The following is a 25,616-nucleotide window of genomic DNA, read 5'->3' as shown; positions in this document are numbered from 1 at the left end:
TAAAGAATTTCTAGCAACCGTATTGAAAGTACTTTGTAACGCAAAGTTAATTTTAAAATATTAGATTTGCCAAAGTCTTGAAAAATAAAGATTGCGGAAATTTAAAACGAGCATTTTTTTGAATCATTTATAACATATGGACAATACCACTAACGTTCAATACGACGAGGATAGTATCAGGTCACTGGATTGGAAAGAACATATCCGTCTTCGTCCCGGAATGTATATTGGTAAGTTGGGCGACGGGTCGTCCATAGATGACGGTATATATGTACTGGTGAAGGAGATAGTCGACAATTCGATCGATGAACACATGATGGGAAACGGAAAAACCATCGAAATTAAAATATCAGAGCATCGTGTGGAAGTACGGGACTATGGTAGAGGTATTCCTCTTGGCAAAGTAGTCGACTGTGTTTCGAAAATTAATACGGGTGGGAAGTACGACTCAGGAGCTTTCCAGAAATCGGTGGGATTGAATGGGGTGGGTACCAAAGCGGTGAACGCACTTTCTAATTATTTTAAGGTACAATCTTTTCGGGACGGAAAATATAAACTTGCCGAGTTTCATCAGGGAGTGATCACCCATGAATCGGGAGAGGAAGCTACAAATCAGCGGAATGGAACTTTGATGGTCTTCGAACCGGACGGCGTGATATTTAAAAATTTCAGATACATACCTCAATATCTGAATAACATGATCTGGAATTATTGCTATCTGAACGCAGGTCTTACCATTAATTTCAACGGGCAAAAATTTATATCTCAAAATGGGTTGCTCGATCTCCTGCAAAGCAAATCTGACGAGGAGTCGATACGATATCCGATAATCCATTTAAAAGGGGAAGATATCGAGTTTGCGCTAACTCACGGTAATCAATATGGCGAGGAATATTATTCTTTCGTAAACGGCCAATATACTACTCAGGGAGGTACGCATTTGGTTTCTTTCAGAGAGTCTATAGTGCGTGCGGTTCGCGAACACTTCGGTAAAGATTATGCTCCGGAGGATGTCAGGGCGTCGATTATAGGAGCGATAGCGGTTCGGATACAGGAACCTGTTTTTGAGTCTCAAACCAAAACAAAACTGGGTTCCAACACCATTACACCGGATCCAAACAGCACGACGGTCCGCACTTTTATCAATGATTTCATAAAAGAAAGGTTAGATAATTATCTGCATATGCACCCGGAAACAAGGGATGCGATGAAGAAAAGGATCGAACAGTCGGAGCGGGAGCGGAAAGAACTGGCTGGGATCAAAAAGCTGGCCAACGAGCGTGCCAAAAAGGCCAATTTGCATAATAAGAAGTTAAGAGACTGTCGCATTCACTTGACGGATCTCAAAAGTGATTCAAGGTATGAAAGTACCCTTTTTGTGACGGAGGGAGACTCTGCGAGTGGATCTATTACGAAATCAAGAAATATCCAGACTCAGGCAGTATTTAGCTTGAGAGGCAAGCCTTTAAATTGTTTTGGGCTCACAAAGAAGATAGTGTATGAGAATGAGGAGTTTAACCTTCTTCAACATGCGCTTGATATTGAAATTGGGGTTGAAAATTTAAGATTCAACAGGATCGTAATCGCGACGGATGCAGATGTGGACGGCATGCACATTCGGTTGCTGTTGATGACTTTCTTCCTGCAGTTTTTCCCCGATCTGGTGCGGAATGGCCATCTTTTCGTGTTGGAGACACCACTTTTCAGGGTCCGGAATAAAAAGGAAACGATATATTGCTATTCGGAAGAGGAAAAACAGGCCGCCGTAAATAAGCTCGGAAATAAACCCGAAATTACGCGCTTCAAAGGATTAGGAGAGATTTCGCCCGAGGAGTTCGGTAAGTTTATTGGCGAGGATATGCACCTTGAGCCAATCATTCTTCAGAAGGAAATGTCGATTCAGAAATTGCTGACCTATTATATGGGCAAAAACACACCCGACAGGCAGCGATTTATTATTGATAATCTTAAAATTGAAAAGAATATTGAAGAGTTAGCGATTGTCGGATAAGCAATTGAATAGTTTAGACCACCATATTTTATAAGTTGTTTTTGTGAAATTAGAAGATTTAAGAGAGCGGATAGATTATTTGGATGACCAGCTATTGGACATACTCAATGAGCGCATGGAGCTGGTTAAGAAGGTGGGCGATTTAAAAAGGTCTTCAAATACTATTATTTACAGGCCGGAGCGGGAGAAGCAGATTTTAGAAAGATTAGGGAAAAAGAATACCGGACTGCTCAATCAACAAGCAATTGACGCTATATTCTTTGAGATTTTCGCAGTTTCCAGAAATATGGAATTACCCGAACGGATCTCATATCTCGGCCCTGAAGGAAGTTTTACGCACCAGGCAGCAGAAAGCCGTTTCGGTGCAATGAGTGAATATCTTGTTTTGCCAACAATTCATTCTGTTTTTGAAAGCGTTGAAACTGGTCGCGCCAAATTTGGTGTGGTTCCGATTGAGAATAATCAGGAAGGGATTGTGGTCGAAACGGTGGACTATTTGAGAGAAAAGAATCTAACTATTGTTGCTGAGCTGCTATTACCTATCAACTTTGCCTTTGCAGCCCAAGCCGATTCGCTTCGGAATATCAAGCGCATCTATTCAAAAGATATTGCCTTCCGCCAATGTGGAAAGTTTATATATGAGTATCTGGACAGGGAAGGAGTAGAGTTATTGCCGGTAGAGTCTACTTCCAAAGCGGCTCTTCTGGCCTCTCAGGATCCTCATTCGGCGGCGATCTGCTCACCTATATCCGCACGTCTTTTCGGCGTACCAATGCTATTCGAAAATATTGAAGATAGCGATCAGAATAAAACAAGGTTCCTGATTTTGGCCAAAGATGTAGTAAATGCAAAAAGCGAGGCAGACAAAACAACCATCATCGCCAACCTTCCAAACACGAACCGACCAGGGATATTATATGATTTCCTGAAGGATTTTAACGACCGGGGTATTAACCTGACCAAAATTGAAAGCCGCCCGATCAGGGGACAAGCCACTTTCAGTGCCTGGTTCCTCGTTGAATTCCTCGGTCATATTGAAGACGAAGGCGTAAAAGAAATAATGTACAAATATGGTTCTCACCTGAAATGGTTGGGAAGTTACGTGCAGGTATCGGGGTAAAAAACGGTTAGCGGTGAAAACGCGTTGTAAGGTGAAGGGGTGAAAGTGGCTAGCCCTGCCCCTTTCACCTTTTAACCATTAATCCAATTTTCCTTACTTCTTCAACGTTCCCCGATACAAAACCGGCCAGTTGCCATATAGGCTTATCGTTGTTTCGGTACCATCAGGAAGTTTGATATCTACTTTCTTTTCTGCTGTGGGCGATTGAAATGAGTCGACGGCTAAGACGGCGATTTTATTGCCTTTGACGATAGATGTTACAAAAGGCTGCTTTTCGTTCATAGACAGCAGGACTTGTTCTTTTTTTGGAATAACCCAGTTTCCTTGCGATTTAAAGGGAAGATCAACGTTCGAACCACCGACAATGATATCTTCAACTTGTTTGGACATCCAGTTGCCCAGAACATAATACTCCGTTGGGTAATCCCAAAAAGGGGCTGACTCAGATTTTGTACGAGCACCTTTTCTTAATGCAGAAACAGGAGACCTGGAGTCATCAGGATACCATTCCATCCCGTAACCTTCACCTTTTTTTGGAATATAATATCCATTTGGATCTTTTCCGAAAACGCCCCAGTCACTCCATAAATAATAGCCGTCGAAAAGAATCAGCGAGAACATCGACAAAGCCATCGCCTGGCTGGCCGGAATCATTTCCATTTGGTTTAACACAAGCTCACCCTTCGGCTCCGTTGTCCGGAGATTCCAGGGCACAATCGGATCTCCATATAAAGGCTGATATCGGTTCCATCCGTAAAAAATGAACTTGTTATCTTTCTGAAACGGGATCAATTTGTTGATTCTCAGGGAGTGGATGGCCGACAAAAGGGTGAAATTGTAAGCGGTATTTCCGGCTTCGTCCATTGGGAACATCGGTTTGGCATATACATCCACAGGCGTAATATCGTAGGCCGATTTAAGACTTTGACCATTTGCCAACGGCTCGAAATTGGGTGTGTTTGGCTTCGGGTCACTATAATCTTTAACGAAATCGAGTGGCTTATGTTCACCCATCGTTGTGATATGCTTGTTGATGTACGCACCGCCGCCCCAGTAGTCAAAAAGCAGTGTATTTGGATGATCCTTTTTTATTTTGTTCGTAAACCATATCAATCTTTGCTTGACGCTGTCGGTGTAATTCTGGTTCCAATATTCATAGTCCAGCGCATATATTCCAAAATCAGGGATTGCTGCTCGATCTTCAGCCTCCTTTTTTGATATACTGCCAAACCAGTCTTCCTTCTGATCTGCAAAATGATTTGCCGTGGAAGTCCAATGCTGGCGTTGCGGCGGGACGTCAGTAACCGGATTTCTTATGTAGTTGATTCCTCTTTTGAAGTAATTCTCGTCTGGTACATAATCGTTCAGATGATGTTGCGCTACAATTTTTCCTTTGATCGGGTCGAATTCCGGAAAGAGTGTGTCGAAAATAGCATTGGTAGTACTTGAAGGCCGGAACCAGGATGGTATCTCAATTTTAGTTAAATCCGAAGCTTCTGACTTGGTGGAAGCGACTGGGGTGATCCATATATTCTGTTGTCGGACAGCCCGGTTTCTCAATTTATTCCACCAATCGTTATAGGGTGCGTCAATCCACCTGGCTGTTACAGAATACAGATAACCGGGTTTCACTTCAATACCGTTTTTCAGATCTTTCACCTGAATTCCATCAATTAACACAACTTTCGTCCTGCCGTCTTCGTAGTCAGCAAAATCAGTGAGGTATACCTTTCCATTTTTGGAAACTGGCCTGATATCCAGCCAATTATCCTTGCTTCCTTGCCGAATCCATTGATTTTCGGCGAGGATCTCATTTACTTTTTTTTCGTCGTAAGTAAATCGTGCAGTTGTTGCACATCCAGCCTGTCCCAAACTCGTCACTTTAATTTCTGCCGAACCAGAGGCAAGTTTTAACGAGGGTAATGTTAGCCAAATACCATAACGATGCGGAACACTCTTGAATGACTGGACTTTTCCATTTTGCGAGACTTCTACATCATATGGAGCCAAACCGCTCGCGTTTGCTGCCAGTTCAAACTGCAGTTCTTTGCCAATTTGCTTATAACGCCTTACCTCCAGATCGCAGCTATGAGAGGCTGAGTCGATCGTGGTCGCGAACAATTCTTGGTTTTTTATAACTTCTTCGTATGACTTGGAATGTGATGGCCCAAAGCGATTCCATGCCCAAAAAGATCCTCCTGCGGCCACGAAGAGCAATGCGGAGATCCATAGGATAGTGTGTTTTTGCAAAATATTGACTTTTGACAATTTTGGAAAAGTTAGTTGATTTTGATGGGTGAAGTGCTAGTCAATTGAACATGGAAGGTCGGCCTTTTAACGGATCAGAGGGCTAACATTTGACCGTTAACCTTTTAATCCTTCACGCTAATCGCTCCGGGCCCTTACTTATCCAGCCAATTTACCACCATCTATAGAAAATACCAACCGAGGTGTTGATAGAGGATATGCCCTTGTCGACTAAATCATATTTAAAAGTGGTGGCAGCATATTTAACGCGAACATCCGCGCCCCACGAGCCGTCTTTCTTAAAAAGGAATTTTGAACCTGCTCCCACTCCATATGTGAAACTTGCTTTTTGTTGCTGATCTGCCAGACTTCCATAATAGTTGGTGAAGTCCACAATGCTCACCCCTCCGCTCACCTGTACATAGGGCTGAATCATCGCATTTCTCGGAGCAAGGCGATAATTTACAAATCCCTGGATTGGATATTGCGTCAAAGTCCGGGTTTGTACAGCGGAAATCGTCTGCCCGTTATCTTCTACGACGGTTCGCGGAATTCTCTTTTCAAAATACGAAGATCCGATCTCACCGCCAATTGAAATGGGGCTTTGCAGAACCCATTCCATGGATGCTGAGAAGTTTCTAAAGGAAGTTTTGTCGATATATCCGTCCGAGAAGTTGCCGACCGGAGTTGCAGCTGCAAACCTGAACGTTGCCAGATAATGGGTATATCGATCAAAAGGGGAAGCGAGTGTATATAGTTTTGGCTTAGGCGCGTCCTGAGCCTGGGAACTGCATATGGAAATCGCCAGCATAACGGTAGCGAGAATTGCGTTTTTCATTGAATTCAAAATTTTAACTATGGGTTTTCCTCCGCGACTAGTTGATTTTCAGGTAGGGAGATTGGCTGAAAATTGAGTTTACCATTGTATCAACATATTGCGTGTCATTGATACCGGCTCCGTTGATTTGTCCATTCCATACCACATTATAGCTTTTATTGGCCGTGTCAGGATGTTTGAAATCAAGCATGGATATCATCCAGTATGTTTCGTTGGTTTCATAATATTGGTAGTAACTTGGATATCCATAGCCATATCCGCCGCCCCAATAGCTACCACCGTACCCGGGCGTTGAAACCACATTTAGATAAGTATTACTGATCCAGGCAGCATCAATGCCAACATCTGGTTTATCATTTTTGCTGACATAGGTGTAGCCCAGGTTTTTCATGTTGGTGATGATGGCCTGAAGCATATCCTTATCCAGATCTGTCAAATCTTTTCCGGTTCTGTTATTCTCAATGATCGTTACGGAGTCAACAATACTGAAAGTCTTAAAGGTTTTAAAATCAGTGGTTTTGTCATTGTTCGTGATATAAACCAGTGTTTCCTCAGTTGATAAATCACTGATAGGGTCTTTTGAACATCCGAAAAGCCCGAATGCAAAAAGGGCGATTAATAAAAAAGTTTTTTTTAACATTTTGATTTGTATGGAATGCTATTGTTACTGATAAACGAAATTTGGAAATGAACATTTTATTTTCCGGCAATATCTCATCACTTTCGAGATCTGCCACTTTTTTAAACAGATCATAAAAAGAGTAAATTGGTTGCAACAACAATTTTGAAATATGGGATTGGGAAAATAGGTTTTAATTGACTCAAACAATGTAATTTTGGGCTCAGGACGTAAATTAACTATGGAAACGAAGGAAGAAATTTTAAGAATCATAGATTTACTTAACGATACATATGAGAGTGAAGAGGCTTGGTATGGCCCCTCAGTAGTGGAAGCGTTAAGAGAGGTAACTCCAAAACTGGCTGAAAGAAGGCTTAGCGAGTCGACCCATTCTATTGCAGAAATAGTATATCACATGACTACCTGGCGGATTTTTACGGTCAGGAAACTGCAAGGCGACAAGGAATTTGATATCAAAACGAAAGATAGGGACTGGAAGAAATTGCCGGTTGTGGATGAGTTCGAGTGGGAGGCAATCCAGATGGAGTTGAGCCTTTCGCAAGAAGAGTTGATCTCTGAATTGGAAAAAATCGAAAACGATGAATTCCTGGAGGAATATGTTCCTGGAAGAGATTATTCATATTATACTTTGATACACAGTCTGATACATCACGATGTATATCACACTGGCCAGGTAAGTCTGATCAAAAAAGCACTTAAATCCATGGCGATGGAAGATGACTTCGGAGGCTTTGACAGCGAAGGAAGTTTCAACGACGAGGATGATTTTTATTGATCTGATAATGTCCTCAAATGCATTCTAAAAAAGCCGTTCTATATTCAGAATGGCTTTTTTTATGAAATGTCTTAAATCCGTGCAACATTTGAATTTTGAATTGCTTCGCTAAATTTAAGGCGGAAGGTGAATTGCAATTTTTATTTAACCAAAATAAAAGTACGAATGAAAATACTTGTGGTTGAGGACGAACCTAAACTGGCTGGATTTTTGAAACGGGGTCTTGAAGAACAGTCGTGGGAGGTAGAGTTGGCTTATGATGGTCAGGTTGGGAAAAAGATGGCTTCCAACTATCGCTTCGATATCATCATTCTCGACGTTAACCTGCCGATCCTGAACGGATATGATCTCTCTAAACAGCTTCGAAGCGAAGGACTCAAAACACCGATATTATTTTTGACTGCACTCGGGACGATTGACGATAAACTTGACGGCTTCGAAGCAGGTGCTGACGACTATCTTGTCAAACCTTTTGAATTCCGTGAGCTGATAGCACGGATAAAGGTTCTTTCTCAAAGAAATACCAATCGCGAGCAAACGAGTCAGGTGCTGTCTCTGGCAGATCTGGAATTGAACCTGGATGAAAAAGTTGCCCGAAGAGGAGGAAACCGAATTGATCTTACGGCCAAAGAATTTGCTTTGCTGGAATATCTGATGAGAAATAGAGGACGTGTCGTTTCACGTGTAGATATCGCCGAACAAGTGTGGGACATCCGTTTCGATACAGGTACTAACGTGATTGATGTGTATATCAATTTCCTTAGAAAAAAAGTAGATAAAGACTACCCTAACAAACTGATACATACCGTAGTAGGTATGGGATATATCTTCAAGGAAGAATGAACATCAAAGCCAGGCTGACATTGCTTTTTACCATGTTGGTTGGCTCCATCATGGCCTTGTTTTGTTTGTCTATTTACTTTTTTTACGACCAATATCGTGAGAAACAGTTTTACTCTTTTTTAAATGAGAGAGGGCAAACTGTTGCACAACTTATCGAGGCACGGCAGGGAATCAGCAAGGCGGATATTGAGAAAATTGAAAAAGAAAATAACACCGTTTTGCTGGATGAAGAGATTACGCTTTTTGACGGAGCTGATTCTGTCATATTCAACAGCGGTGAAAATGCCTTTAATCTCCCCAAAACGATCATCGCCGAAGTAAGGGCTGGTAAGGAAATCAAGACCAAACTTGATAAAAAAGAGGTAATCGTGATCCGCCATATTCTCCAGGATCACAGGCGTCCGTGGGTCGTAGCGGCAAGTGCCAAAGATTTGCAGGGGCTTAACCAATTAGACCGTTTGCGCGAAATTCTTGTCATCGGATGGATGCTGGCACTTGGCTTGGTGGGTGTGGCTGGCTGGCAGTTCGCTAACGACGCCATTAAGCCCGTCGCGGATATAATCGCCCAGGTGAATAAAATTTCTGCAGGCAATCTGCATGAAACAGTACACGTAGGGCGCGAGAAAGATGAGCTGGCGTTGCTCGCCGAAACCTTCAACTCTATGCTTCATCGGCTTGAAATCGCTTTCGTAGCCCAAAAGAATTTTGTCTCCCACGCGTCTCATGAATTACGTACGCCTTTAGCACTAATCATGAGTGAGGTGGAAGTGACGCTCATGAAAGAGCGCGACTCAGCAAGCTATCAGGAGGCGTTATCTGGCATATTGGGAGAGGTGAAGGAAATGAATGAGTTAGTGAATCGTTTGCTTGAACTTGCCAGGACTGAGGAAGAAACATTTCGCGTAACTTTTTACAAGATCAGGGTGGACGAAGTACTGTGGCAGGCTCAGGCTTCGGTGATGCAAAAGAATCCGGGATATCAGGTTCATATTCATTATGGCAAAATTCCCGAAAATGAGGAACAGCTCATGAGATATGGTGATGAAAGTTTGCTTCGGACTGCTTTCGTTAACCTTATGGACAATGCCTGTAAGTATTCCGAAAACAAGACTGTCAATGTCTATCTGGAAGCGGAAAACAATTCCATTAACTTATTTTTCAAAGACACTGGTTCTGGTATTTCGAAAGAAGAACTGCCTTATATTTTTGATACCTTTTACAGAAGCGCCTCCACAATGAGTAAGTCGGGCTACGGTATCGGTCTTGCGCTCACCAAGAGAATTATCACGATGCAGGGAGCGAGCATTGAAGTCGACTCCAAGCTTGGAGTTGGAACTACATTTATTCTGCGTTTCCCGCCTTTTTAACTACATTTTAATTCCCTGTTAATTCCCCTTTAACAAACTCTGATGTGATTTGTATCATAGAATCAGTTGGTACAACACGGTTTTATCCAAGGAGTTAATATCCAAATGGTTTGGTAGTTCTTTGAAGTATTTCAAGCCCGTAATATCAGCCAAAATTTATACCCAATTTCGGTAAAGATTATGAATCCAAAGTCATGGGAACCTACGATGGGCATCAAAGGATTTCAGGAGAATTGGATAAAGGATCTTAATGCCGGGTTCATGGTTTCTGCAATCGCTTTGCCGCTTAGTTTGGGTATCGCAGCAGCTAGTGGATTTCCGCCGATGATGGGTGTTTTAACGGCCATAACAGGAGGCATTTTAATATCGTTTTTGACGAATTCAGAATTGACAATTAAAGGACCAGCCGCAGGTTTGATCGTTGTCGTTGGAGGTGCAGTAGAGGAGTTGGGAAAAGGAGATGCTGTTTTAGGTTGGCATCTTGCCCTCGGTGCGATAGTAGTTGCGGGAGTGATTCAGGTTTTGATGGGTGTCTTTAAGTTGCCCAACTACGCTGATTTTTTTCCGTTGTCCGCTGTTCATGGAATTTTAGCAGCAATCGGATTAGTTGTAATTGCCAAACAGATACCCTTGGCTGTTGGAGTTGCTCCGGCGCTGTTGAAAGGAAAGAGTTCGCTTGCATTGCTAGAAGGCATTCCGCTCTATTTGATGCATATGGAATACCATATCGCAATCATAGGATTGGTTGGTCTGATGATCATGTTTGGCTGGAAGTACCTTTCGTTAGGTTTTTTAAAAAAAGTACCTCCAGCACTTGTGGTATTAGTTATTTCAATTGCATTAGGACGTTTTTTCCATTTAACCGAGCCGACATTTGCAAACTTTAAACCGCTTATCAATCCAGGTGATTTTCGATTCGCATGGAGTGTAGATTTCGGAGGGGCGAGGGGAGAATTGTTGCCGATTTTCATGAAATATGTCGTCATGTTCGCATTGATCGGAAGTCTTGAATCTTTGTTGACGGTGAAGGCTATTGATTCGCTTGATCCATTTCAACGGAAATCGGATTTGAATCGGGAAACAACGGCTGTTGGTATTGGCAATATTGTGGCTGGAGTGTTTGGAGGGGTACCGATGATATCGGAGATAGTGCGTAGTTCCGCGAATATCAACAATGGTGCGAGAACGAGGTGGGCCAGCCTTTTTCATGGCGTGTGTCTGTTGCTATTCGTGATATTGCTTTCGCCGGTGATCAAAATGATTCCAATGGCAGCACTTGCATCGATGTTGATCTATGTAGGTTTCAAGCTGGCATCACCTTCGGAGGTAAAGAATATTTACCATATAGGAAAAGAGCAGCTGGCTATATTTCTGATCACGATTTTTGTAGCGTTGAGTACCGATCTGTTGATTGGGATTGTGAGTGGGATTGTAGTTAAAATAATAATTCAGTTGATATACGGTGTGAAATTGTCGCACATTTTTGCACCGAAAATCGAAGTGACCATCAACGGCGATCATCATTTCGTCCGAGTTCCAAGGTCGGCGGTTTTTACCAACTATCTGTTACTGAAAAATAAATTGGCAGATATACCTGCCGGTAAAAGAGTACAAGTGGATTTTTCAGACGCTCCATATGTGGATCGCACGGTGATGGAGAATTTACATAAACTAAAAAATGATTATGAGTTTCACGGAGGTTCAATGGAACTGATAGGACTCGGACAACATAAAGCATTATCGTCGCATCCTTTTGCGGCACGAAAGAACCCAAAGGTTATCGTAACACAATATCAGCCGGGTGCTGATCGGTAACAAAGATTAACACAGTTTTTATTAAATTGAGTTAGGTGAGTAGTAAGGAGAAATTGGCTTCCGGATTCTGGTAGCCAATTTTTTTGTCTTAAAGCAAGCCGTCGTTGGAATTGAGCTGGCGGAAAACAGGCAGTGCTTCCGGAATCTCGGTCACTATATATTCGATAAGCTTCTCACGGACAAGACAGCGAAGATCAAAAGCCTCAGATGAATTCCGCGCCGACATAATGGCTCTTACTACCATATATTGCTCCTGAGTATCCGTGACCTGAAGTGCCCACGATTTTCTGTCCCAAAGTGGCGTTTTGTCAAGAATGATTTCCAGCTGGTTTCTAAGTTTATCTACAGGCGTTGTGTAGTTCAGTTGAAAAAAGGCGGTGCCGATGAGGTCACTGTTGTTGCGGGTCCAGTTTTGAAACGGCTTTTCAATGAAATAAGTGATAGGCAGTACAAGTCTGCGGGAATCCCATATATTGACAACGACATACGTGATGTTAATTTCCTCTATTCGCCCCCATTCGCCTTCAACAATTACGACATCATCAATTTTGATAGGCTGAGTGAATGCGATCTGAATACCTGCCAGCAAATTGGCAATCGACTTCTGCGCCGCAAAACCGACGATCACACTGGCAATACCTGCCGAAGTGATGATACCCACTCCATATTGACGAACGCTGTCGAAACTCAAAAGCAATACCGCAACGCCCAAACTGACCAATATCCCAACAATGATCCGTTTGATGAACTTGATCTTGGTATATATTCTTCTTGCCTGTAAATTATTTTCGCCTTTAATATCCAGATTGTCTATTAAAACAATCTCGATAATAATCACGATCCTTGCTGCCAGCCAGGTAGTTACGGCAACCAGTAGCGTTTTGTCGATTCCGTAAATAAGAGCATATAAATGCGTACGATGGGAAAAAGGCTGGGCGATGATATTGATGATCAGCAGCGGGAAAAACAGATATAATACTCCGCTCATGTTCTCGCTAATGGTTTTTACCACTTGCCAATCTTTCTTCCTGGCTGTAATTTTGATAATACCGGATAAAATAAAGGCAGCAAGAAAACCAATAAGCGTTCCGACGCCGATACTGATCCATGGCTGATGCTTGAAGTCCAGCAGTCTTAGTAATTCATTAAAGTCGATATTCATGATATCAAAAGTTCGGTTTTCATTGACACGATCGTTCTGTTATTAGACATCATGTTTAATAATAATCCACTGACCAATAATTTGATAACGTTTATTCCGTCATTCGGGCGACGATGATGCCCGTGTGTTTGGCAACCGAAGCCGCATATTCAGCCAACGGTGTTTTAGATAAAATCACTTTTTTCTCGGCAGATGACGCGTGCAGCAGATATGCCCTGTTCCCGATTTTAGTAATAATTCCCATATGGTTACAGTCCAGTCCGGGCACCGAAGACGTGAAAGCAATGATATCTCCGTTTTTCAGTAAAGGCTCGGTTTTGCCGATTTCTGACTTGGGTATATATGAATATTCCCTCTCGTTGATCGCATTTTCCTGAGCCTTTACTTTTTCCCAAACCTCCGAAGTGGCCAGCGACGGGTACAAGTTGGCATGGGTACTCATGAAATTAATTTCCTTTTTATACGGAATTCCACCGAGTTTTTCGGTGATATCATGCAGCCTGCCTCTTTTTTCATTTTCATACATCCAGTCGAGTACATAGTGCAGTCGTGAAGGATATCCATCAATGGTGCCGTTACGATACCGGAGATCGGTGAGTTCTTTTTTGAAATCATCGAAAGTCTGGTCCTCAGATTTTGCAACTGCCAGTGCCACGGAACTTTCCACCAAAGTGGTACAATCAACCCCGTCAAATTTGCAAACGAGGCGCTCGGTGGAATTTCCTTCCAGCGTGCTAGCCACGTAGGGTATGCCCAAAAAAGACTCACTCATCCTTAAAACCTGCATACCCATACCACCACTTTCCGGAAGCTCCATTTTTTGTTCAAATTGTTTCTGAACACTTTGTTGGGCAAAGGCGGAAGTTAACGTAAAGTATAATATTACGACTGAGAGAGCTTTTGATACGCTTGTGGCCTCAACGGATTGACGGACTGGATTCCATTCGGTTGAACAGATACCTTTAAAAACATTCATTTTAAAATGGAGTAAACAGTGTTGAGTGAATAAGTCTTAATGCAAATTTATCCTACAATTTATAAAACTGCGCGCATTTCTCCATCCTGATGTGTTGTTTGGTGAAATAGCGGAAGGAATTTTACGTCAACTTTTTAGCAAAAAGGCATGCCAGTTCTTCGTTCAGATATCTTTTGCGACAATCTCATAAATACAAACCGATACTGGAGGCAAAGTAATCTGAACACCTGACGACGTGATTGACGCAGCTTCAAGGTGGGGCAGTGGGGTTAATTGAGGAAAAACGGGTTTCAGGATATAGGATGGAGATCTCTTTAATCCCAGCGTCTGAGCCCATACTTCTTCAGGCATTTTAATATTGGTCTCGTAAGTATTGTTTCGGTCAAAATTGTAAACCAAAAGGAAGCGTTGCGCCGCGGTATAACGAAGGAAAGTGTAAATCCTCGTTTTATCGTAATGAGGGCTCTGACCATCGATATTTACATACTGAAGATCGTAAAAAGCACCTTCCGATATAGCTTCGTTGTTGGTTATGAAGTGATTAAGTCGCTGATAAAAATCACGTAGTGCCTTCCTTTCTTTGTTAAAAGTCTTACCGTCATAACTTCCGTCACCCATCCATTCCTGTATTTCGGGCAAGCTCCAATAGTCGAATATTGTAGTTCTGCCATCGTCTCCCTGAAAACCTTCGGATTCGGTAGATCTTACTCCGAGTTCCTGGCCAAAATAGAGCATAAATGGCCCCGTATTCATCGTTGCACAAAGTGTGATCGCAGGAACGGCCAGCCAGGGATCTCCTGCAAAAAAACGGGAAGCCAGCCGCTGTTCATCATGATTTTCCAGAAAACGAAGCATATTGGGTTCAATATCTCCTGTTTCCTGCTGCCACAATCTGGTAAGATCTTCGGCACTACCGTGGCCTTTGATCAGTTTTTCCAGAGAGTTATAAAGCCCAACCTTATCGTACAGATAATCGAATTTGCCGTTGTTAATATAGTTGTGGTAAGCACCTGAATTGTATATCTCTGCAATAAAAATGATATCAGGATTCAAGGCTTTAACCTTTGGAATTACCCAGCCCCAAAATTCTACCGGGACCATCTCCGCCATATCGCATCTGAATCCATCCACACCTTTACCAGTCCAGAATGCGAGGATATCGTACATTTTTAACCATGTGGACGGAATTGGATCAAAATATGTAGCATGGCCGTTCAGATAATCGACACCATAGTTTAGTTTAATAGTTTCATACCAATCATACTGGCTCGGTTGTGCCTGAAAAACATCATTTCCCGTTGCCTTGGCAGGACGTTCCAGATATGGAGACACCACAGTCACCGGAGGGGTATGACCTGCAGGAACTATGAAATCCTGATGGGGTATATAATAGAAGTTATTTTGAGGTGAAAAGCTGAGACTCGTATCGTCATCTTGCCCAAAATCCGGCACATGTGAAGGACGTACGTCCGAGTTATATTGGCGCGCAACATGGTTTGGGATAAAGTCAATAATTACCTTGAGCTCATGTTCATGCGTCCTTTTTACCAATGCTTCAAACTCGGCCATCCGGTCGGGGACATTTACAGCCAGATCCGGATCCACATCATAATAATCCTTCACTGCATAGGGCGATCCCGCCCGACCTTTTACGATCAATGGGTGATCAATGGAAATTCCATAGCTACTATAATCCGTCAGCGTTGCGTGCTCAATTACACCAGTATACCACACATGTGTCACGCCGAGGTCTTTGATCGAGCGCAGCGCATTGTCGTTTATATCATTAAACTTTCCACAACCATTTTCCTCAATTGTACCGTAAAATTTATTGGTTGTATTGGTGTTACCAAACAGCCTTGTGAAGATCTGATATAATACAAATTTGTCCTTTTTTGTCGCTGACATATAGTTTGTTATGTTTGGAGTGAACGGCTCAGGGCGATAAGAAAACGAATACAGAGAAATCCTTTTCTACATTTTGTTCTTCTTTTACTATTTTGCAAGATATTAAATTTGAAATGATATGCCGACATTAAGTGCCTGCCTTTTTGATTTGGACGGGGTGATTGTAGACACTGCAAAGTACCATTATATAGCATGGCGCGAGCTGGCCAACGACCTCGGTTTTGACCTTAGTTTAGAACAAAATGAGAGTCTGAAAGGGATTAGCAGAATGGAGTCGTTAGACATCATTCTGGGCTTCGGAAATGCCACATTGACCGATGAAGAAAAGGTTGCCAGAGCAGCAGTAAAGAATGCCAGATACCTTGAATTATGTCAGCAAATGACGCCCGATGATACGCTTCCGGGAGTTCGCAGATTTATGGAGGAAGTCAAGGCGGCCAGTATAAAAATTGGACTGGGATCTGCCAGTAAAAATGCGAGAGTAATATTAGAGCGAATCGATATGCTGGATTATTTCGAAACGATCGTGGACGGAACAAGAATCACGAAAAGCAAGCCGGATCCGGAAGTATTCTTGATCGGAGCAAATGATTTGCATTTAGCTCCGGAAGACTGTGTGGTTTTTGAAGATGCGGTTGCTGGAGTAGAAGCTGCAAAAGCGGGGGGAATGTACGCGGTCGGAATAGGAGAGGCTTCTGTTCTAACCCAGGCAGATATCGTAGTGGAAGGATTTGAGAATTTTAGCCTCTCAGATCTTAAAAGTCAATTTAAATAACCTAAGGCATTACATCACAAACAAATAGTAACTGATTTCAGGATGAAGAATTATATTACACACGACCCCTGGTCCATAGTTGAAGATGGCTTTCATACGGCCAATAACGAAATAACGGAGAGCCTCATGAGCCTTGGAAACGGTCGTATGGGTCAGCGGGGGAATTTTGAAGAGGCCTATTCTGGAAAGACTTTACTGGGCAATTATGTTGCCGGCGTATATTTTCCTGATAAAACAAGAGTTGGCTGGTGGAAAAATGGATATCCTAATTATTTCGCGAAAGTGCTGAATGCATGCAACTGGGTGGGAATAGATGTGAAAATCGGGGAGGAGATTTTGGACTTGAATACCTGCCTAGTCGAAAGTTTCCGCCGCGAGTTAAATATGAAGGAAGGGTATCTGGAAAGAACGGCAACGGTAGCTTTACCGGGAGGGCGTCGCCTGAAAATCCACTCGAAACGCTTTTGCAGTATGGCCGACGACGAGTCAGGTGCCATCAGATATAGCATCACTCCGTTAGACTTTGACGATCTGATAACGATCACCCCATATCTCGACGGAAATATCCAAAATCGCGATTCGAATTATGACGAAAGCTTTTGGGATGAGGTATATCGGGAGACCAGTTTCTCAGAAGGATATCTGATATTGGAAACGAAAGCAAATCCTTATGGCGTTGAACGATTTCAGGTCGCAACAGGGATGGGGTTTGAGGTGAAAATTAATGATTTAAAAGTAGAATATCAGTCGTTGCCCGTGAAGCGCGAGAAGTACGTCGCCGGAACAGTGACGATGGATGTTAGGCAGGGACAGGAGTTGATCGTATATAAATATGGGGTCAATTTATCGTCTGCGAATTATCCCCGCGAAGAGTTGCTGACATCCTGTAAAAATTATGTGCAGCGCATATACGAAGACGGTTTCGACGTCTTACTAGAGCGCCACGTGGCTGCCTGGGCCGAAAAGTGGGCGGGAAATGATATCACCATTGAAGGAAATGACGCGGCTCAGCAGGGAATCAGATTTAATATTTTTCATTTACAGCAGACATATACTGGTGAGGATGAGCGTCTTAATATAGGCCCGAAAGGGTTCACCGGCGAGAAGTACGGCGGAAGTACCTATTGGGATACCGAGGCATATTGTATTCCTTTTTACCTGTCAACCTCCGACCAGAAGGTTTCGAGAAATTTGCTGGTATATCGTTACAAGCAATTGGATAAGGCCATCGAAAACGCAGAAAAACTGGGTTTCACGAATGGAGCGGCACTGTATCCTATGGTGACAATGAACGGAGAGGAATGCCATAACGAGTGGGAAATAACCTTCGAGGAAATCCACCGTAATGGCGCAATTGCATATGCGATTTATGATTATACCCGATATACCGGCGACGAAGATTACCTTTCCCAGTATGGTCTGGAAGTTTTGATCGGTATATCAAGGTTCTGGAAGCAACGCGTTAACTGGTCGACTGACAAGGATAAATATGTGATGTTGGGCGTCACGGGGCCGAATGAATATGAAAATAATGTCAACAATAATTGGTATACCAATTATCTGGCTACATGGACGCTGCGGTATACATTGGAAGTGATCAACAAGTTGTGGACGACTGATTCGGTACGTTTGAACGAAATTATTCTTAAAACAAATTTTGACCTGAATGGCGAAATGGCTGACTGGAAGCATATTGTGGACAATATATACTTACCATATGATGAAGCCCGTCGTGTCCATCTTCAGCAGCAAGGTTTTTTGGATAAAGAATTATTGACTGTACATGATATAGCCAATCAACGGCCGATTAATCAAAAGTGGTCATGGGACAGAATCCTGAGATCGTGTTTCATCAAACAGGCTGATGTCTTGCAGGGTTTATATCTTTTCGAAGAAGACTTCACAACCGACGAAATCCGTCGGGATTTTGATTTCTATGAACCTATGACGGTCCATGAGTCGTCGCTTTCGCCATGTGTGCACTCGATACTGGCTGCAAAGCTGGGACTGAAAGAGAAGGCATACGAGATGTATTTGAGAACAGCTCGGCTGGATTTGGACGATTATAACAATGACACGGAAGATGGCTTGCATATCACTTCCATGGCCGGAACCTGGATGAGCGTCGTGAAAGGTTTTGCAGGACAGCGGATTAAAAATGGCTTTTTACTCTTATCGCCATATCTGCCTGATCAATGGAATTCGTACAGTTTCCGGATCGGTTATCGCGGGTCATTGCTGAATGTGAAAGTGACAAAAGAAGAAGTGACGGTAAGCAATATCTCGGAAAAAGAACTGGTAATTTTTGTCCACAAGGAGCGGTTTTTTGTGGCAGTCGGAAGTTCAATTGTGCATAAGATGGTCTAGAATTCAGCCGTTTCAAATTATTAAACCATTGAGAAATTAAGGATCAATGGCCCTTAATTTCTCAATGGTTATAGAAAGAAAGAATCGAACATCTAAAACGATACCATCAATGCAAACGGGTTACGAAATATTCAAGGCTTTACATCATCAGGACAAACCTCTGATATTGGCGAATGCATGGGACGTGCGGAGTGCAAAGCTATCCGAGGAAAATGGGTATCAGGCGGTAGCTACCTCGAGTTGGGCAATTGCGGATATGCTGGGTTATGAGGATGGAGAGAATTTGTCTTTTGATGAGCTCTTGTTTGTGGTACGAAGAATTGCAGCAAGTATACAGCTGCCATTAACCGTTGATATCGAGACAGGATATTCGAAAGATATTGAACAAGTCATTGCCAATATCGAAGCTCTGCTAGACACTGGTGTTGTCGGAATTAATTTGGAAGATTCTGAAAATAAGGCACTTGTGCCGGCCGATCAGTTTGCATCGAAAATAAAAGCTATCAAAAGTGGATTGTCTGGGAAGAATAAAAACATATTCATCAATACGAGAACGGATTCGTATTTGGTGGGGCATCCCTCACCGCTCAGGGAAACATTAATGCGGGCCAGGTTATATGCAGAAGCAGGGGCCGATAGTTTGTTTGTACCGTTTACAGTTGCAGAAGCTGACATTACGGAAATAGTAAAATCAACAACTTTGCCTTTTAATGTGCTCGCAACAAAAGGAGTGCTCTCAGTATCGGATTTGACCCAACTTGGTGTTAAACGGATAAGCACTGGTGCTAACTTTTACAGAGCAACATATGGTAAGGCAGCGGATGTAATGAAAGCAATACGTGACACTGGGTCGTTTGATGCTTTATTTTAATGTTAGAATAGAGCAGAAGGGGCCTCAGTAGAAAAATTGCTCCAGGACGATCTTACCGTCTTTCACTTCATAAAGCATCACTTCCTTCACCTGCACTCGTCCAATTTCTTGCAAGGTTATATCCATCTCTCTCCCGACTGCAAAATGGTTGCCTCCCACGACAGGCGCAGTAGTTGACGCACCGTGAAAAGCTTCGATCTTTTTTATGAAGTCTTCCCCTTTTTTGCGAACCGCAGATTTGCCTTCGGCGTAACCCATATACGGTGAATTTTCAGGGTCAATACTCCGTACATCGTCCGAAAAAAGTTCTTCCTGAATTTCAAACCATTTTTCCTCTTTGGCAAGTTGATCGAAACGAGCCCCAACTTCATAAGTGGTCATAACCAGATCTTTTGTGTTTGCTATAAATCTTATATGACAAAAGTATCAGCTAAAAAATAACTGAAGGGGGTGGAAAATGGACTTTCTAACGGGGGGATTTGGACAAGATATTACACTATTTTAAACGAATCATTGACAGGATGCAATGACGACTGTAAGTAGAGCAACCCCTTATCTCTTCTTTTATTGTCTTTTAGTATCTTTTCAAATAATGGGAGAAGTCCCACACCCAACCCCCCTCAACTATCAATGAAATACCTATTTTTTACATTATTACTTGTTTCCGTGCATTTTGACGGGCAAAGTCAATCCTTGAATACACTTTCTTCTGCCGAAAAAAAGGAAGGTTGGAAGCTCATTTTTGATGGAACTGACTTGAAAGGCTGGCATGCATATGGAGGAAAAGCACCTGGTTCCGCCTGGAAAATTGATCAAGGTGCGATCAAATTGGATGTTCCCGTTCGGGCCGGAAATAAAGCTCCAAATGGGGGCGATATCGTTACGGATTTCGATATCAAAGGAGACTTTGAGTTCAAGGCAGAATGGAAAGTAAGCAAATTCGCCAACAGCGGTATATTTTTCTTCGTAAAAGAGGCCAGTCAATATGAATTTATGCACAATACCGGCCTTGAGTCGCAGGTAATCGATGATAATATTTACGAGGGAGCAAAGGAAAATACCCATCGTGCAGGTGACTTTTTCGGTGTAGCGAACGCCCGGCTACGAGAGATAAATCCTGTGGGCGATTGGAATAAACTGCACCTTATTGTAAAAAATAAAAAGCTGACGGTATATCTGAACGGATTTATGGTTCAGGAACACGACTTGAATAGTGCTGACTGGAAAGATAGAATCGCCAAAAGTGGGTTAAAAAATGCCCCGATAGGGAAAGGTTTATATACTGGGAAAATAGGACTTCAGGATTGGGGAAGTACCGTTTGGTACCGCAACATCAAATTTAAGGCATATTGAAATTGTATTTCGTAAAGGAATTCGGACTTAAATAACTGGTAATTAATTGTTATTTTAGCGTGTGGTTGCTAATCTCTTGCCTTCGTATCAGGTTAACCAGAGCAGCTTCAGCATGTGCAAATGAAAATTAATAGCTTCAATTGGGTCTGGATTCTATTTCTGCCATTCCTTTGTGTTGGTATGGCCTGCCCGGCTCTGGGTCAGAATTTTGGGGAATGTCAGAGTCTTTTGAAAGACTTATTGCCTGTTTTTAACCAAGCCTTTGAAGATAATAATCCTGCTCTGCTCAAAAATAACGAGTATCAAAAAAACTTACGCGCATTGAACGCGGCTTACAGCAAGTACAATAGCAGTAATTTCGAGCCTTCAGATTCTGTTCAGCGGATGAACAACGAGGCGGTGTTGCTTGCTTTATCCGGCAACTATCATAAGGCCAGTCGGATCATGGAAAGTCTGGATTTGGGTGCTGCCGAAAAATCCATTCAACATAACCGCGGCCTCTTCTACAACCTTTCCGGGAATTTCAATAAAGGAAGATCAGAGCTGGCTGAAGATGGGAGCAAATCTTCGGGAAACCTCAACATTCTGTATGGTTTTGGAAAACAGAAAAAATATGGGGAGGGACTATCCTTTGCTGAAACAGCCAGTGCGCATAACAGCAAGGGAAAGTGGAATTACAACCATGGCCTGATCTATAAATTGGAAGGCAAAAAAGACGAGGCCATCGACGAATTTTCAGCTGCTATTCGACAAAATGATGACCTGGTGGCATATCGGCTTCAGCGAGGAGATCTGTATATGCGCATGGGGCAGCAGAAAAAGGCGGTGAAGGATTTTGAAAAAGTGGCGCGCAAGCACCCTAAGGCTCAAATCCGATATGCAAATGCACTGCTGGCCATCAACGAGTTTGGAAGGGCAAGAGCCGTTTTTGAGCTTTACCTGGAAACCGACGACAAAACATACCGGGGAGATGCATATCTCGGTCTCGCGCATTCATACTATGGATTGATGAACCTTGGAGAAGCCCAACGTTATTATCGACTTGCTCTGACTGTGAAAAGGGAGAACGCTTCAGTGTTTTGCGGATTAGCTAATATCCATTTGTCGAACCATGAGTATGAACAGGCGATGGAGCTTTTTGAAAAAGTGATTCAAAAAGATTCCCTTTTCATGCCCGCTATATTGGGAAGGGCGGTGGCCAATTATGGGTTGAAAAAATACCAGCAAGCTTTATCAGATTTCAAGAGAGCTGAAAGTGCCATGGACGAAGACAATAAATTCAATGCGGATTTATTTGTTTGTAAGGGCTTCTCTGAATATTACTTAGGCATAAAAAAGAACGCTGCTGACGACTTCCGGAAAGCAATAAGGCTTGATCCCGCCCGGTATGAGGCCCTGGCAGGTATGAGTAGTATCCTGATCGACGAACAACGATATGCCGAGGCTGGTCAGTTTTTGGAAAAAGCCCTGCGATATGAGCAGAAATATGACCTGATGTGGAGCAATTACGGCAATTTGCTTTTGCATTTTGACATGTTCAAAAAAGGTTTTCAGGTTTTTAGAAAAGCTGTCGCCCTAAATCCTCAGAATATCAATGCACAAAATGGTTGGGGTGTTGTGCTGTTGGAAAATGATCACCTGGATCGCGCGATGACTCTCTTTGACAGCTTACTTAAGGAAAATCCTGAACTGCCTTTTCTTCATAATAATCACGGCATCGTTCAGGCTTATATCGGGAACAGACATGAACAAAAACGCGAGTCTCAGGAAGCGAATGCACGATACGACGGGGCATTCGAAGATTTTACAACTGCGATGGAAAAGTCTCCGAAAGATAAATTGTACAATGTCAACGTTGGGAATGTATATCGCTTTTATCAGAAATATGATGAAGCAAAGTTGAGTTACCAGCAGTATCAGGATAAAAGTGCATTGAATAATACGGCAGTCATGTATGCCGCGATCGACAGGATGCCGGATGCAAAATATTATCTGGGTGTAGCTTTAGAAATTGACTCTCTCCACCGGGTCTTTCAGTATAATATGAATGTATTGGTTAAGGGAAAGCGGCAGGAGATGATGAAACTTGTTGCTTCTGCCGGAGATGACGGGCCATATGGAGATATAGGTATCAAATATAGTCTCGACGGTATGGTTACTATTTATCTTTATAAGTACGAATATGACACCCTTAAATTTCCGGGACGCCATTTCATGCCGTTGCCGGTAGCCGAGTATAAGGAAGATTATTTTATTCCGGAATATGACTTCAAGCTCGTGGCCTATGACAACAAAAAAAAGCCTGAACGGCCAGTTAAAAGAGTTTCACATCGGCAGAAGAAAGTAAAAATGCCGGGAAGAAAAGGAAAATCAGGGACGCAATGCCCCGTATTCTGGTAATAGAAATTGGCAGGGAAATCTTCGGTGAAATGGAATTGAGAAAATCTTTCCACGAAAATCAAGGGGCTGCACCAATATGGAGATTTTTTTGCTCGTGAATTATTACTCCCGGATACCTTGTAGCTGGTCCTTAATAATTCTGGAAACTTCTACGAAACTGATGGGTTTGTCCAGGAAGTAATCGGCGCCATTCCGCAAAGCTTCTTCCTTTAGATCTGTCATAGCACTCATCATTACCAACGTAGGGATGTGAGCGGTGCCTCCAAGCTCTTTAATTACTGATAAAGTCTGAATCCCCTTACCATCAGGAAGATTGTTATCAATAAAAACTAATTCCGGCTTCAATTTGCGTATATAGGTCAACCCCTCCGCAATAGACGTGGCAATTTTGACGATCTGATCAGGCAACTTAACACTCAGTTGTTTCACAATGAAATTGCGCATCAAAACCCCCAACTCGTGCTCGTCTTCTATAATTACAATATTCATGGAATTTTATGCGAAAGTAAGTCTCGTGAGGGCAAATCGGAAACAGGATAAATAAATGATTTTTACAGTGGTTACAACAACCTTGCCACCCGATATCAAATTAACAAAAAAATAGCGTCGAAAAACTAATGTGGAATCTTATCCCGCATTTTCAACACTGAGGCGGGATGTTCGCAGTGATACTCTATTAAAGTATTGATAATCTGGCTGGCGAAAGCTAACTTGAGTAAGGTAATATGTCGGGAATGGAAATTGTAACGATTAGGTAAAATACTTTCAACTGTAAAACTTGATATCATGAAAAATAAGGCACTTTGGGGAATCGTGACAGCGGCGGCGTTGGGGGCCGTAATCGGACTTCTGTTCGCTCCTGAAGACGGAAGTAAAACCAGAAAGAAAATAAGGAAAAGAACGAATAGCCTTGCTTCCGAATTACTGGAAGCGCTGGAAAAAAGCAAAATTCAGTCGGAGGAGAAAGCTGCCGAATTGAAAGATAAAGCTGAGGGTTTGGTAGATGACGTAGAACAAAGCATTTCGTAGCTATAGGAAGTTAGCTTTTGGTTGCCAGCGATCAGATACACATTAAGGCTGAAAGCTGGTTGATTTGTACACTACGCACATAGTAATAACTAAAAGCTAACCCCCAAAAACTAACCGCTCAATATGAAGATGGAGAAAATAGAGGATATAAAATCAGAGCCTGAAACTCATTCGGCGATTAAGTCGGTGGTCAATTACGCAGCCCAACTGATTAGTGCCGGCCCTACAGGCGTGGCAGGAAAAGGAATGGAGCTGGGTGTGAGTGCTATCTTAGGGAAAACAGTACTAAGGAGTCTTCCAACGCCATTGAATTTCGTTGCACCTTTTCTAATCGAAAAGGTAATAATGAAACATGGAGTGGATGAAGGCCGTGACCTGCTAATCAAAGGATTAAAGTGGGTGAAACATGTCACGGAGGATAAGGACGAGGTTTTAATCTGATAATGAGGCGAATGTTTGAGGTGGATTGCTATTTTTTAAATAGAAAATCGTACATTTGCACCCTTAATTAATAAGGGACGAGATCCCACAAACATTTCTATAATGGCAGTTAAAATTAGATTAGCGCGTCGCGGACGCAAAAAGAAAGCGATTTACGATATAGTTATCGCTGATGCCAGAGCACCACGTGATGGTCGCTTCATCGAAAAATTGGGAAGTTACAACCCCAATACAAACCCATCAACTATCGTTCTTGAAGCTGATAAAGCTGTAGATTGGTTGTTGAAAGGTGCTCAACCTACTGATACCACACGTTCTATTTTGCAACACGAAGGTGTAATGTTGAAAAAACATTTGCAAGTTGGTGTTATCAAAGGAGCTATCACTCAGGAAGTTGCAGATTCACGTTTTGAGGAATGGAAAGAATCTAAAACAGGTCGTAAGGCAGATGCAGCAGGTTCTTTGGCAGCTAAAAATCAGGCTGAAAAAGAAGCTAAGCTGGAAGCTGAACGTAAAGTGAACTCTGCTCGTGCAGAAGCGATTGCTGCAAAAAATGCACCGGTTGCAGAAGTGGTGGAAGAAGAAGTGGTTGAAGAAACTGAAGCTGTTGAAGGTGAAGCAGCGGAAGCAGAAGGAGAAACTCCTGCTGAAGAGTCTGCTGAATAATCGAAGAATCAA

22 protein-coding genes are annotated in these 25,616 nt (G+C 42.6%); 14 read left to right on the top strand and 8 right to left on the bottom strand.

What is annotated here, in order from left to right:
• The first annotated feature begins 136 nt into the window (after positions 1-136).
• Positions 137-2,011 (top strand): DNA topoisomerase IV subunit B, encoded by a 1,875-nt coding sequence (locus AC1XUD_RS22185; protein WP_483363218.1) that lies wholly within the window; start codon positions 137-139, stop codon positions 2,009-2,011.
• A gap of 43 nt (positions 2,012-2,054) precedes the next feature.
• On the top strand, positions 2,055-3,131 hold the full coding sequence (gene pheA / locus AC1XUD_RS22180; protein WP_483363217.1) for a prephenate dehydratase: 1,077 nt from the start codon (positions 2,055-2,057) through the stop codon (positions 3,129-3,131).
• Positions 3,132-3,224: 93 nt separating this feature from the next.
• Here the strand turns inward: pheA and AC1XUD_RS22175 are convergent, their stop codons facing one another.
• From AC1XUD_RS22175 to AC1XUD_RS22165, 3 genes are all read right to left on the bottom strand, one after another.
• Positions 3,225-5,381: a hypothetical protein gene (locus AC1XUD_RS22175; protein ID WP_483363216.1), complete on the bottom strand. Its 2,157-nt coding sequence runs from the start codon at positions 5,379-5,381 to the stop codon at positions 3,225-3,227.
• 169 nt (positions 5,382-5,550) lie between these two features.
• Positions 5,551-6,216, bottom strand: a complete 666-nt coding sequence (locus tag AC1XUD_RS22170; protein WP_483363215.1) for a hypothetical protein — start codon at positions 6,214-6,216, stop codon at positions 5,551-5,553.
• Positions 6,217-6,253: 37 nt separating this feature from the next.
• On the bottom strand, positions 6,254-6,856 hold the full coding sequence (locus tag AC1XUD_RS22165; RefSeq protein WP_483363214.1) for a DUF4136 domain-containing protein: 603 nt from the start codon (positions 6,854-6,856) through the stop codon (positions 6,254-6,256).
• A gap of 220 nt (positions 6,857-7,076) precedes the next feature.
• On the opposite strand from AC1XUD_RS22165, the gene AC1XUD_RS22160 reads away from it, so the two are divergent.
• The 4 genes from AC1XUD_RS22160 to AC1XUD_RS22145 all read left to right on the top strand — a co-directional run bounded on the left by AC1XUD_RS22160 (position 7,077) and on the right by AC1XUD_RS22145 (position 11,656).
• Positions 7,077-7,631: a DinB family protein gene (locus tag AC1XUD_RS22160; protein ID WP_483363213.1), complete on the top strand. Its 555-nt coding sequence runs from the start codon at positions 7,077-7,079 to the stop codon at positions 7,629-7,631.
• A gap of 165 nt (positions 7,632-7,796) precedes the next feature.
• On the top strand, positions 7,797-8,474 hold the full coding sequence (locus AC1XUD_RS22155) for a response regulator (RefSeq protein WP_483363212.1): 678 nt from the start codon (positions 7,797-7,799) through the stop codon (positions 8,472-8,474).
• Positions 8,471-9,841 carry an ATP-binding protein gene (locus AC1XUD_RS22150; protein ID WP_483363211.1) on the top strand — a complete coding sequence of 457 codons (1,371 nt, stop codon included), beginning with the start codon at positions 8,471-8,473 and terminating at the stop codon, positions 9,839-9,841. The genes AC1XUD_RS22155 and AC1XUD_RS22150 overlap by 4 nt, the downstream gene beginning before the upstream one ends.
• A gap of 180 nt (positions 9,842-10,021) precedes the next feature.
• Entirely contained in the window at positions 10,022-11,656 is a 1,635-nt protein-coding gene (locus AC1XUD_RS22145; protein ID WP_483363210.1) for a SulP family inorganic anion transporter, read from the top strand.
• An 88-nt stretch (positions 11,657-11,744) separates the two neighbouring features.
• Here AC1XUD_RS22145 and AC1XUD_RS22140 read toward each other — a convergent pair whose 3' ends face one another.
• The 3 genes from AC1XUD_RS22140 to AC1XUD_RS22130 all read right to left on the bottom strand — a co-directional run bounded on the left by AC1XUD_RS22140 (position 11,745) and on the right by AC1XUD_RS22130 (position 15,702).
• Complete coding sequence (locus tag AC1XUD_RS22140; protein WP_483363209.1) at positions 11,745-12,818, bottom strand: mechanosensitive ion channel family protein; 1,074 nt, start codon at positions 12,816-12,818, stop codon at positions 11,745-11,747.
• A gap of 91 nt (positions 12,819-12,909) precedes the next feature.
• Entirely contained in the window at positions 12,910-13,794 is an 885-nt protein-coding gene (locus tag AC1XUD_RS22135; protein WP_483363208.1) for an N-acetylmuramoyl-L-alanine amidase-like domain-containing protein, read from the bottom strand.
• A gap of 162 nt (positions 13,795-13,956) precedes the next feature.
• On the bottom strand, positions 13,957-15,702 hold the full coding sequence (locus tag AC1XUD_RS22130) for an alpha-amylase family protein (RefSeq protein ID WP_483363207.1): 1,746 nt from the start codon (positions 15,700-15,702) through the stop codon (positions 13,957-13,959).
• 118 nt (positions 15,703-15,820) lie between these two features.
• On the opposite strand from AC1XUD_RS22130, the gene pgmB reads away from it, so the two are divergent.
• The 3 genes from pgmB (at position 15,821) to AC1XUD_RS22115 (ending at position 19,715) form a co-directional block, all read left to right on the top strand.
• Positions 15,821-16,477, top strand: coding sequence for a beta-phosphoglucomutase (gene pgmB / locus AC1XUD_RS22125; protein WP_483363206.1), 657 nt, complete (start codon positions 15,821-15,823; stop codon positions 16,475-16,477).
• A gap of 42 nt (positions 16,478-16,519) precedes the next feature.
• On the top strand, positions 16,520-18,844 hold the full coding sequence (locus AC1XUD_RS22120; RefSeq protein WP_483363205.1) for a glycoside hydrolase family 65 protein: 2,325 nt from the start codon (positions 16,520-16,522) through the stop codon (positions 18,842-18,844).
• Between the two features lie 109 nt (positions 18,845-18,953).
• Positions 18,954-19,715 carry an isocitrate lyase/PEP mutase family protein gene (locus AC1XUD_RS22115; protein ID WP_483363204.1) on the top strand — a complete coding sequence of 254 codons (762 nt, stop codon included), beginning with the start codon at positions 18,954-18,956 and terminating at the stop codon, positions 19,713-19,715.
• 24 nt (positions 19,716-19,739) lie between these two features.
• On the opposite strand, the gene AC1XUD_RS22110 is transcribed toward AC1XUD_RS22115, so the two are convergent.
• Positions 19,740-20,096 (bottom strand): SnoaL-like domain-containing protein, encoded by a 357-nt coding sequence (locus AC1XUD_RS22110; protein WP_483363203.1) that lies wholly within the window; start codon positions 20,094-20,096, stop codon positions 19,740-19,742.
• Between the two features lie 249 nt (positions 20,097-20,345).
• On the opposite strand from AC1XUD_RS22110, the gene AC1XUD_RS22105 reads away from it, so the two are divergent.
• Positions 20,346-21,068, top strand: coding sequence for a 3-keto-disaccharide hydrolase (locus tag AC1XUD_RS22105; RefSeq protein WP_483363202.1), 723 nt, complete (start codon positions 20,346-20,348; stop codon positions 21,066-21,068).
• 120 nt (positions 21,069-21,188) lie between these two features.
• Positions 21,189-23,468 carry a tetratricopeptide repeat protein gene (locus AC1XUD_RS22100; RefSeq protein WP_483363201.1) on the top strand — a complete coding sequence of 760 codons (2,280 nt, stop codon included), beginning with the start codon at positions 21,189-21,191 and terminating at the stop codon, positions 23,466-23,468.
• 102 nt (positions 23,469-23,570) lie between these two features.
• Here AC1XUD_RS22100 and AC1XUD_RS22095 read toward each other — a convergent pair whose 3' ends face one another.
• Positions 23,571-23,957 (bottom strand): response regulator, encoded by a 387-nt coding sequence (locus AC1XUD_RS22095; protein ID WP_483363200.1) that lies wholly within the window; start codon positions 23,955-23,957, stop codon positions 23,571-23,573.
• Between the two features lie 297 nt (positions 23,958-24,254).
• On the opposite strand from AC1XUD_RS22095, the gene AC1XUD_RS22090 reads away from it, so the two are divergent.
• The 3 genes from AC1XUD_RS22090 to AC1XUD_RS22080 all read left to right on the top strand — a co-directional run bounded on the left by AC1XUD_RS22090 (position 24,255) and on the right by AC1XUD_RS22080 (position 25,604).
• Complete coding sequence (locus AC1XUD_RS22090) at positions 24,255-24,497, top strand: YtxH domain-containing protein (protein WP_483363199.1); 243 nt, start codon at positions 24,255-24,257, stop codon at positions 24,495-24,497.
• Positions 24,498-24,626: 129 nt separating this feature from the next.
• Positions 24,627-24,938 carry a hypothetical protein gene (locus AC1XUD_RS22085; protein ID WP_483363198.1) on the top strand — a complete coding sequence of 104 codons (312 nt, stop codon included), beginning with the start codon at positions 24,627-24,629 and terminating at the stop codon, positions 24,936-24,938.
• 102 nt (positions 24,939-25,040) lie between these two features.
• Positions 25,041-25,604: a 30S ribosomal protein S16 gene (locus tag AC1XUD_RS22080; protein ID WP_483363197.1), complete on the top strand. Its 564-nt coding sequence runs from the start codon at positions 25,041-25,043 to the stop codon at positions 25,602-25,604.
• Positions 25,605-25,616 lie beyond the last annotated feature (12 nt).

The organism is Dyadobacter sp. HNCC25DJ184 (genome assembly GCF_056895215.1).
The sequence above is the reverse complement of the archived record's forward strand: the minus strand, read 5'-3'. Positions and strand labels throughout refer to the sequence as shown.

Coding starts and splice junctions, on each gene's coding strand:
- AC1XUD_RS22185 (WP_483363218.1), top strand. CDS start 137: ATGGACAATACCACTAACGTTCAATACGACGAGGATAGTATCAGGTCA.
- AC1XUD_RS22170 (WP_483363215.1), bottom strand. CDS start 6,216: ATGAAAAACGCAATTCTCGCTACCGTTATGCTGGCGATTTCCATATGC.
- AC1XUD_RS22165 (WP_483363214.1), bottom strand. CDS start 6,856: ATGTTAAAAAAAACTTTTTTATTAATCGCCCTTTTTGCATTCGGGCTT.
- AC1XUD_RS22160 (WP_483363213.1), top strand. CDS start 7,077: ATGGAAACGAAGGAAGAAATTTTAAGAATCATAGATTTACTTAACGAT.
- AC1XUD_RS22155 (WP_483363212.1), top strand. CDS start 7,797: ATGAAAATACTTGTGGTTGAGGACGAACCTAAACTGGCTGGATTTTTG.
- AC1XUD_RS22150 (WP_483363211.1), top strand. CDS start 8,471: ATGAACATCAAAGCCAGGCTGACATTGCTTTTTACCATGTTGGTTGGC.
- AC1XUD_RS22145 (WP_483363210.1), top strand. CDS start 10,022: ATGAATCCAAAGTCATGGGAACCTACGATGGGCATCAAAGGATTTCAG.
- AC1XUD_RS22140 (WP_483363209.1), bottom strand. CDS start 12,818: ATGAATATCGACTTTAATGAATTACTAAGACTGCTGGACTTCAAGCAT.
- AC1XUD_RS22135 (WP_483363208.1), bottom strand. CDS start 13,794: ATGAATGTTTTTAAAGGTATCTGTTCAACCGAATGGAATCCAGTCCGT.
- AC1XUD_RS22130 (WP_483363207.1), bottom strand. CDS start 15,702: ATGTCAGCGACAAAAAAGGACAAATTTGTATTATATCAGATCTTCACA.
- pgmB (WP_483363206.1), top strand. CDS start 15,821: ATGCCGACATTAAGTGCCTGCCTTTTTGATTTGGACGGGGTGATTGTA.
- AC1XUD_RS22120 (WP_483363205.1), top strand. CDS start 16,520: ATGAAGAATTATATTACACACGACCCCTGGTCCATAGTTGAAGATGGC.
- AC1XUD_RS22115 (WP_483363204.1), top strand. CDS start 18,954: ATGCAAACGGGTTACGAAATATTCAAGGCTTTACATCATCAGGACAAA.
- AC1XUD_RS22110 (WP_483363203.1), bottom strand. CDS start 20,096: ATGACCACTTATGAAGTTGGGGCTCGTTTCGATCAACTTGCCAAAGAG.
- AC1XUD_RS22105 (WP_483363202.1), top strand. CDS start 20,346: ATGAAATACCTATTTTTTACATTATTACTTGTTTCCGTGCATTTTGAC.
- AC1XUD_RS22100 (WP_483363201.1), top strand. CDS start 21,189: ATGAAAATTAATAGCTTCAATTGGGTCTGGATTCTATTTCTGCCATTC.
- AC1XUD_RS22095 (WP_483363200.1), bottom strand. CDS start 23,957: ATGAATATTGTAATTATAGAAGACGAGCACGAGTTGGGGGTTTTGATG.
- AC1XUD_RS22090 (WP_483363199.1), top strand. CDS start 24,255: ATGAAAAATAAGGCACTTTGGGGAATCGTGACAGCGGCGGCGTTGGGG.
- AC1XUD_RS22085 (WP_483363198.1), top strand. CDS start 24,627: ATGGAGAAAATAGAGGATATAAAATCAGAGCCTGAAACTCATTCGGCG.
- AC1XUD_RS22080 (WP_483363197.1), top strand. CDS start 25,041: ATGGCAGTTAAAATTAGATTAGCGCGTCGCGGACGCAAAAAGAAAGCG.